The sequence below is a fragment of the Rhodoblastus sp. genome, from assembly GCF_041915505.1.
GTDB lineage: Bacteria > Pseudomonadota > Alphaproteobacteria > Rhizobiales > Beijerinckiaceae > Rhodoblastus.
Genome location: NZ_JAYSBG010000146.1, coordinates 1 through 8,222 on the forward strand (window position 1 = coordinate 1; position 8,222 = coordinate 8,222).

The following is an 8,222-nucleotide window of genomic DNA, read 5'->3' on the forward strand; positions in this document are numbered from 1 at the left end:
CGCCTTTCCCTCCAGCGAATATGACGTTCTGGTCGTCATCGAGGGCAAGACCGTCCTGCAGCGCGACAATGTCGAGAAATTGCGCGCTTTGGCGACCGATCTGCAGCTTGTCGACGGCGCGCGTGGGGCGATTTCGATGTTTTCGGCGCGCCAGCCGGCGGAAGACGGCGGCCTGCCGAAGCCGCTGTTTCCCGATCCGCTGCCCGAGGGCGCGGACTACGACGCCTTGCGCCAGACCGTGCTGCATAATGAGCTGATCCGGGGCAAGCTGTTGTCGGAACCGGGCGATCTGGCTCTGGTCGTGCTGTCGCTGGAGCCGGGCGTGGCTGATGGCCCGCGTCTCGCGTCGGCGATCGACGAGATTCGCGGCGTCTTACGCGATGATCTGCAGGGCGCGGGCCTGATCGCGCAATTGTCCGGCGCGCCGGTGATGCAGCTCGAAATCCGCAAGGCGCTGGAGCGCGACCGCATTCTGTATAATGCGCTCGGCCTGCTGGCGGGCTGCGCCATCGCCATCCTGTTCTTCCGGCGCGTCTCCTTCATGATCATCGCGGCGGCCCCGCCTTTGCTGGCGATCCTGCTGTCGCTCGGCGCGCTGGGCTGGCTCGGCTTCCGCCTGAACATGTTCCTCAATGTGATGACGCCGCTGATCATGGTGATCAGCTTTTCGGATTCCATGCAGCTCACCTTCGCAGCGCGCGACCGGATGCTGGCCGGCGCCGACCGCGCGACCGCCTTTCGCGACGCCTTGCGCGTGGTGGGGCCGGCCTGCGTGCTGACCCATGCCGCCGCCGGCCTGTCGCTGCTCGGCCTGCTGTTTTCGGATTCCGACCTGATCCGCGCCTTCGGACAGGCGGGTTTTCTGTCCATCCTGATCGCTTTGGCGACCGTTCTGGCGCTGGCCCCGGTGCTCGGCGTGCTGATCGCCCCGCCGCCCGGCGCGCTCGATCCGGAATTCGGCAGCGCCGATTCCGGCGTGCGGGCCCTGCGCCGGTTTTGCGATTTCGTGGCCGCGCGCATGCTGCGCCGGCCGGGCGTCAACGCCGGTTTAGGCCTCGCTTTGGTCGCCGTTCTGGGCTTTTTCTATATGGGGCTGGAGCCGCGCTATCGCCTCGCCGACCAGACGCCCGACCAGAACCACACCGTCGAGGCGAGCCAGCGGCTCGACCTCAAGCTCAACGGCGCCAATCCGATCGACCTTTACGTGACCTTTCCGCCGGGCGCCGATCTGTTCGCGCCGGAGACGCTGGCTGTGATTGGCGAGGCTCATGCGATCATGGAGCGCCAACCGGGAATCGCCAATGTCTGGTCGCTCGAGACGCTGCGCCGCTGGCTCGCGGAACGGCTGCATCGCGACGATGTCGAGACGTTGAAGACCTTCGTCGATCTGCTGCCGCCTTTCCTCGCCCGCCGCTTCATCGCGGAGAACCGCGACGCGGCCTTGATCTCCGGCCGCGTGCCGGACAAGGACGCCAATCATATCCTGCCGATTGTCGAACAGCTCAATGGACGTCTGAACGAACTTGCCGTCCGCCATCCCGGTTATCACATCGCGGCGACCGGCCTGTCCGTGATCGCCGCGCGCAACAGCGCCGGCATGATCACCAAGCTGAACCACGGCCTGACCCTCGAATTCGCTTTCGTCGCGGCCTTCGTCGGCCTCGCCTTCCGCTCCGTCCCGGTCGCCTTCGCCTGCCTGCCGCCGGGCGTGTTCCCCGTCTTCGCGGCGGGGGCTTTGCTGCGCGCGCTGGACAGCGGGCTGCAATTCGCCAGCGTCATCGCTTTGGTCGTGTCGTTTGGGCTGGGCCTCAGCGCGACCATCCATTTTCTCAACCGGATGTGGCGGGAGGACCGGCCGGACGCCGACCCCGCCATTGCCGTCGCGCGTGCGACCGCGCTGGTCGGCCCGGCCTTGATTCTCACCGCCTTCGTGCTCACTTGCGGACTCGCGGCGCTGGCCTTTTCGAACCTGCCGCTGCTGCGCCTGTTCGGCTGGCTGAGCGCCTTCGCCATGCTGATGGCTTTGGTCGCCGACCTGTTCATCCTGCGTCCGACTATCGCCTTTCTGATGCGTCTGGCGCGCGGCAAACTTTATGCGGAAGCGCCCCGAATCCTGTCCGATGGAGACGTCCATGCCTGAATTGAGCTTGTCGTTCCGTCCGTCTCGCACCGCGCTCCGGCTTGCGCTCGCGGCGCTCGCCCTTGCCGGGACAGCCCCGGCGGTTTCCGCCGATCCCGGCGGCTTTTTCGCTTTCGCCGGCAATTTCCGGGGCGCCGGCCAGGTCCAGGTCAATGACGGCCGCCGCGAGCGCATTACCTGCCGCGCGACCGGCGCGGTCGGCGGCGCCGGTCGGACGATGTCGCAGAACATCGTCTGCGCCTCGGATTCCTATCGCTTCGACATTCGCGGCCAGATGATCGCCTCGGGCGGGGAGGTGAGCGGCGACTGGCAGGAGGCGACGCGCGGCGTCAATGGCTCGATCGCCGGGCGCCTTGTGGACGATCATCTCAGCGGCTTCGTCAACGCCATCGGTTTCACGGCGGGCTTCGCCATCCGCGTGATCGGGCGGCAAATGTCCTTCAGCCTGCGTCCGAGCGGCACGACGGTCACCAAGGTCGACGTCCAGATGTCGCGGTGAACAGCGCCTCTAGAGGCAATCGTTCGCCGCGATTTCGCTCCACAGGCCGAAGGCTTCGAGCAGGTCGTCGGCGAGCGGCTGGAAGGCGGCCGCGAAACTGCGGCCTTCGCCGATCCGTTCGGCGACATCATTGACGTGAGCGGCGCCGAACGACAGGCGGAGAGCCTGGAAGGCGCCGATGCGCAGCGGCGCGCCGAGATAAACCGGACGCCCGCGCGCCGCCCGGCCGCTCCGGCGGGCGGAAGGCTCGGCCAAAGCGCGGCGCAGGGCCTCGGCCTTGAGCGGGCGTCCGCGTTCGTCGAAAGTCAGGATCGGGAACATGCGCCGCGCCTCGTCCGGCGCCCCGCCGCTGTCGACCAGCCGCAGCGCCGGCGCCGCCGCGAGATGGCGGCGGATTTCGCGGGCGAAAGCAGCGTCGATTTCAGCGCGGACGGCCGGCGCGACGGCGAACCAGGCCTCCAGTTCGGCCAGAGCGCATTCCCAGCGCAGGCCCAGGGCCAGATCGGCCATTGCGGCGAATTCGCCCCTGAGGCGGTCGCGCAGGCCGCGGGGCCAGTTCATCGCGGCGTCGTTCGCCACAAGGGCGGCCGACAGGTCGAAAGCGCCGAGACGATCCGCGAAGGCGGGCGGAAGCAGCAAGGCCGCCGCGCCCGCGGGGCCGCTGGCGAAGCGCGATCCGGACAGCAGTACGGCGAAGCCCGCGCGAAGATCTTCGGCGATACGCTGCGGCGCGATCCATTGACGCGCGTCGATCAGAACCGCGACCTGAGCGGGATGGGACTCGGCCAGGACCCGCGCGGCCGCGCGCGACGGCCCGGCCAGCCCACTCTCCGAACAATCACAGAGCTGCAGCGCGACGGCGCAGTTCTGGGCCATCGCTTCCTCGGCGAGCCGCACGGTCTCAGCGTCGATCTCGGCGGGTTCTCGCGGCAGGCCATAGCGGTCGCGCAGCGGGAAAGCGGCAAAATCGTTCGCCGGATCGTCCGGCCGTTCAGGCGCCGCCGCCGCGACCCGCCGCACCGGAAGCGACAGAGCGGCGCGCGTCAAATTGGCGAAAACGGCCTCGGCCTCGCTGACCGAACCCGCCAGAACGGCGACCGCGCCGGGAACACCGAACAGGTCGAGCAGGCGACGGCGCAGATCGTCGAACCAATGGGGCAGGGGGCGGCCGGCGCCGGACATCAGTCGCGCATAAGCCCGCTCGGCGGCGGCGTGGGCGCGCGGCGAAAGCGCGGCGGCATCGCAACATGACAGCCAGATTGCGCCCGAGTCGCGCGGCGCGCGTAGCGGGGCGTCGGAATCGGCCGCGAACAGGAAATGATCCGGAGCGGCGGAGCGCGCGGGGGCGCTGGAAAGGCCGAACGACGAAGAGCTGCGCGCCGGGGAGCCGCGTTTGAGAGAAGGGTTCACAACGATGGCCTCGCGCCGCGTCGCGGCGTTCAGCTTTCATTCAACCAGCAAGACCCTTAAAGAAGGTTAACCGTTTCCGTTTTGATTCGCGTCTTGCCCGCGAGTCCGGGGATTCCCGGGCGCCGCCGCTTGATTTCACCATCCGATTAAGCAACTCTCCGGCGCCCATGCTGACCACGACCATCGTCCGAATCGTCGAATATTGCGTTCGCAACGCGCGCGGCGTGGCGATCGGCTTTCTATTGGTGGGATTGGCCGCCGGCCTGTACTCGGCGAGCCATTTCCGGATCAATTCGGACGTCAACGACCTGCTGTCCAACGATCTCGCCTGGCGCAAGCGTGAAAAGGCCTTCGAACAGGCGTTCGGCCGCATGCACATGCTCTATGCCGTGGTCGAGGCGCCGACGCCCGAGTTGGCGGCCCAGGCCAGCGTGGCTTTGACCGAGCGGCTGGCGGCGGACAAGGCGCATTTTTCCGATGTCGTCTTCATCGCCGGCCTGCCTTTTTTCGCCCAGAACGGCCTGCTGTTCCTGACGCCCGAGGCCTTGCGCGAGACCCTGACCGGGCTGGAGCAGGGCGCGCCGCTGATCCAGGACCTCGCCTCCGACATGAGCCTGGTCGGCCTTGTCGCCGGGCTGGAGGACGGGCTGATCGGGGTCAGTTCCGGCCGGATCAAGCTCGATGGCATGGCCGGGCTGATGGACTCCGTCTCGACGACGGTCGAGGCCGCCAATGCGGGGCGGCCGGCCTTTTTTTCCTGGCGCGTCGCCACCCAGGGGCGGCCGGCGACGCCGGGCGAATTGCGCGGCGTGATCCAGTTGCGGCCGACGCTGGATTATTCCTCGGTCCAGCCCGGCCTCGCCGCCAGCACGAAATTGCGCGAGATCGCCGCCGAAGTCCTGCCGGCCTACGAGGCGCAGGTCCGGCTGACCGGCCCCGTCGCCATGGCCGACGAGGAATTCGGCACGATCAAGGAACACGCTGCGCGCGACGGCCTTATCACCGCGGCGGTCGTGCTGTTCATCCTGTGGCGCGCTCTGCGCTCCGGGCGGCTGATTCTCGCGGTCGCGATCAATCTCACGGTCGGCCTCGCCATCACCGCCGCGCTCGGCCTCGCCATGATCGGGTCGTTCAACCTGATTTCGGTCTATTTCGCGGTTTTGTTCGTCGGCATAGGCGTGGATTTCGGCATTCAGTTCAGCGTGCGCTATCGCGCGGAACGCCATGAGATCGACGATCTTCCGACCGCCATTTCCCGCGCCGCGCTCTATTTCGGCGCGCCCTTGACCCTGGCGGGCCTCGCCACGGCGGCGGGCTTCATGTCCTTCCTGCCGACCGACTACAAGGGCGTCTCGGAACTGGGCCAGATTGCGGGCGTCGGCATGCTGGTCGCCTTCGCGGTCAGCGTGACCTTCCTGCCGGCCCTGATCGCTCTGTTCAACCCGCCGGGCGAGCCGGAGCCCTTGGGCTATGCCCAGCTTGCGCCGGTCGACCGCTTCATGGCGCGCCATCGCGTCGCCATCATCGCCGGCACGGCTCTGGTCGTGGTCGGCGGCCTGCCGCTGCTCTATTGGCTGAAATTCGATTTCAACCCGATCAATCTGCGCGACGCGCGCACGGAATCGGTCGCGACCTATCTCGAACTGGCGCGCGATCCCGACAATGGGGTTTATGCGATCCAGGCCATAGCGCCGACGCTCGAACAGGCCGACCAGACGGCGGCGCAGGTGGTCAAGCTGCCGGAAGTGGCCGAAGCGCGCACTTTGTCGAGCTTCATCCCCGCCGACCAGGCGCAGAAACTGCCCCTGATCGCCAAGGCCGCCGTCACCTTGCTGCCGGCGCTGGAGCCGAAGGCGCCAGCGCCCCCGCCGAACGACGCCGATATGATCGAGGCGGTGAAGGAGGCGGCGGACCGGCTGGTCGAGGCTGCGGACGCGCCGCATAATTCCGACCAGAAGACCGGCGGCGGCGCCGCCCGCCGGCTCGCGGCGGCGCTTCAGGCGCTCGCGGCGGCCCCGCCGGAGAAGCGCGAAGCCGCTCGCGCCGCTTTGGTCGATCCGCTCGCTTTCGATTTCGGCGGCTTGCGCAAGGCGCTCCGCGCGCAGGAGGTTACGCGCGCCAGCCTGCCGCCGGAACTGGTTCGCGACTGGATCGCACCCAGCGGCGGCGCAAGGCTTTCGATCACGCCCAAGGACAATTCCGGCGATCCGAACGCGCTGCGCGCCTTCGCCCGCGCCGTGCTCAAGGTCGAGCCCGAGGCCATTCTGGGGCCTGTCTCGGTGCTGGAGGCCGGCGACACCGTGGTGCGCGCCTTTGTCGAGGCTGGCGCGCTGGCGCTCGTCTCGATCGCGGTCATTCTGCTGCTGGTGCTGAAAAAGCCGCGCGATGTGGCGCTGACCCTGATCCCGCTGGCGCTCGCCGGCGTCGTCACCATGGAGATCATGGTGCTGATTGGCATGCCGCTGAATTTCGCCAATATTATCGCGCTGCCGCTGCTGCTCGGCGTGGGCGTCGCCTTCAAGATCTATTACATCATGGCCTGGCGGCAGGGGCAGACCGACCTGTTGCAGACCAGCCTCACCCGCGCGGTGATCTTTTCGGCGGCGACCACAGCAACCGCTTTCGGCAGCCTGTGGTTCTCAAGCCATCCGGGCACGTCGAGCATGGGAAAACTGCTGGCTTTGTCGCTGGTCTGCACTTTGGCGGCGGCGGTGCTGTTCCAACCGATCCTGATGGGCAAGCCCCGCAAGGCCGAGCGCCCCGAGAATGTCTGAATTCGGCGTCAAAGAATGAGAGTGGAGAAAAATCGATGAATATTCGCGTTGTGGCTTTTGCGCTGGCGTTATCGAGCCTGTCGGGGGCGGCCTATGCCGGGAGCACGCCGGACGAGGACGCCGCCTGCCGGCCGGATGTGCGCAAATTCTGCCATCGGCTTCCGCCGAATGCGAGCGACGCCGAATTCCTGTCCTGCCTGCAGGAAAACCGGCAGAAATTGTCGACGCCCTGCCGCAAGGTTCTGGAAGGCCATGGGGTCTGATTTTTTCGCCTTTGTCTGAATTTTTCCACGGAACGCGGGCAGGATGATCCCGTCCCTCGGCCGGAATTTGAGGAGAGCGCAGATGCGCCAGTTTTTGGGTCGTCCGTTTCTTGGTCGATTGCGAGAAGCGCGGCGCATTCGCGCCGTCGCCGGTCTCGCCGCGGCCGCGTTGATCGGCGCGGCGACGGCGGCCTCCGCCGAAAACGCCAAGGAGGGCGCCAAGCCGGCGGCGCCCGTCGCCCAACCGGCCGCCCATCCCGCCGGGCCGGCGCTGAACGGCTTTTGGCAGGCCTATAATGACGACGGCCGGCCCGGCGGCGTGTTCTTCTTCTACGAAAAGAACGGCTTCTACGAGGGCCGTCTGGTCAAGGCCGTCACTTATCCCGACGAGCCGCCGGACGATCCGCTCTGCAAGGCCTGCCCGGGCGAGAAGAAGAACCAGCCGATGATGGGCCTCGTCATCGTCTATGGCATGAAGCGCCACGGCGCCAAATATGAGGACGGCCACATTCTCGACCCGCGCGACGGCAAGATCTGGAGCGCCGAGGTCGAGGTCACGCAGGACAATCAGAAGCTGAACCTGCGCGGCTATATCGGCACGCCTTTGCTCGGCCAGACCCGGGTCTGGACGCGTCTGCCCGACGACACCATGGCGGCGGCGGATATTCCGGGGGAGCCGATCGGGGGCGCGGACGCCGGCCACGCGAAAAAGCCGACCGCGCAATCCGCCGGCGCGCCCGCCGCCGCCAAGCCGGCGACGGCGGCCCCCAAGGCGCAATGACGAACACGTCCGGCGGCGGAGTCTCATCCGCCGTCGGCCGCGCGATCAGGCGTCGAGTTCGGATTGTTCGGCAAGCAGCGAGATCCGGACCAGTTCGGACAGGCTGTTGGCGCCCGTCTTCGCCATCAGATTGGCGCGATGGGTTTCGACCGTGCGGACGCTGACGCCGAGTTGAAAGGCGATGGTCTTGTTGAGCTTGCCTTCGAGCAGGCCGGCGAGCACGTCCTTTTCGCGCGCCGTGAGCCGGCCGAGCCGCGCCCGCGCCGCCATGGCCCCGCCGCCGCGCCGCGCCAGCGCCTCGCGCACGGAGTTGATCATCAGTTCGTCGTCGAAGGGCTTTTCGATGAAATCCACC

General features: G+C 67.6%; 7 protein-coding genes. 5 read left to right on the top strand and 2 right to left on the bottom strand.

Annotation, left to right across the window (positions count from 1 at the left end; translation table 11 throughout):
* Together ACE3S9_RS10680 and ACE3S9_RS10685 are read left to right on the top strand one after the other, a co-directional pair.
* Positions 1–2,140: RND family transporter (locus tag ACE3S9_RS10680; protein WP_374546441.1), on the top strand; the 2,140-nt coding region annotated here is incomplete at its 5' end.
* Positions 2,133–2,639, top strand: a complete 507-nt coding sequence (locus ACE3S9_RS10685) for a hypothetical protein (protein WP_374546442.1) — start codon at positions 2,133–2,135, stop codon at positions 2,637–2,639. The genes ACE3S9_RS10680 and ACE3S9_RS10685, both read left to right, overlap by 8 nt.
* 9 nt (positions 2,640–2,648) lie before the next feature.
* Here the strand turns inward: ACE3S9_RS10685 and ACE3S9_RS10690 are convergent, their stop codons facing one another.
* Complete coding sequence (locus ACE3S9_RS10690; RefSeq protein WP_374546443.1) at positions 2,649–4,049, bottom strand: hypothetical protein; 1,401 nt, start codon at positions 4,047–4,049, stop codon at positions 2,649–2,651.
* A gap of 167 nt (positions 4,050–4,216) precedes the next feature.
* On the opposite strand from ACE3S9_RS10690, the gene ACE3S9_RS10695 reads away from it, so the two are divergent.
* The 3 genes from ACE3S9_RS10695 to ACE3S9_RS10705 all read left to right on the top strand — a co-directional run bounded on the left by ACE3S9_RS10695 (position 4,217) and on the right by ACE3S9_RS10705 (position 7,867).
* On the top strand, positions 4,217–6,823 hold the full coding sequence (locus ACE3S9_RS10695) for an MMPL family transporter (protein WP_374546444.1): 2,607 nt from the start codon (positions 4,217–4,219) through the stop codon (positions 6,821–6,823).
* Positions 6,824–6,858: 35 nt separating this feature from the next.
* Positions 6,859–7,086, top strand: a complete 228-nt coding sequence (locus ACE3S9_RS10700) for a hypothetical protein (protein ID WP_374546445.1) — start codon at positions 6,859–6,861, stop codon at positions 7,084–7,086.
* 82 nt (positions 7,087–7,168) lie between these two features.
* Positions 7,169–7,867, top strand: coding sequence for a DUF2147 domain-containing protein (locus ACE3S9_RS10705; protein WP_374546446.1), 699 nt, complete (start codon positions 7,169–7,171; stop codon positions 7,865–7,867).
* A gap of 45 nt (positions 7,868–7,912) precedes the next feature.
* Here the strand turns inward: ACE3S9_RS10705 and ACE3S9_RS10710 are convergent.
* On the bottom strand, positions 7,913–8,222 hold a 310-nt coding region (locus ACE3S9_RS10710), incomplete at its 5' end, for a response regulator transcription factor (protein ID WP_374546447.1).

Bases quoted from the DNA above. Each gene is read 5' to 3' on its own strand.
- ACE3S9_RS10685 (WP_374546442.1), top strand. From the start codon at position 2,133: ATGCCTGAATTGAGCTTGTCGTTCCGTCCGTCTCGCACCGCGCTCCGG.
- ACE3S9_RS10695 (WP_374546444.1), top strand. From the start codon at position 4,217: ATGCTGACCACGACCATCGTCCGAATCGTCGAATATTGCGTTCGCAAC.
- ACE3S9_RS10700 (WP_374546445.1), top strand. From the start codon at position 6,859: ATGAATATTCGCGTTGTGGCTTTTGCGCTGGCGTTATCGAGCCTGTCG.
- ACE3S9_RS10705 (WP_374546446.1), top strand. From the start codon at position 7,169: ATGCGCCAGTTTTTGGGTCGTCCGTTTCTTGGTCGATTGCGAGAAGCG.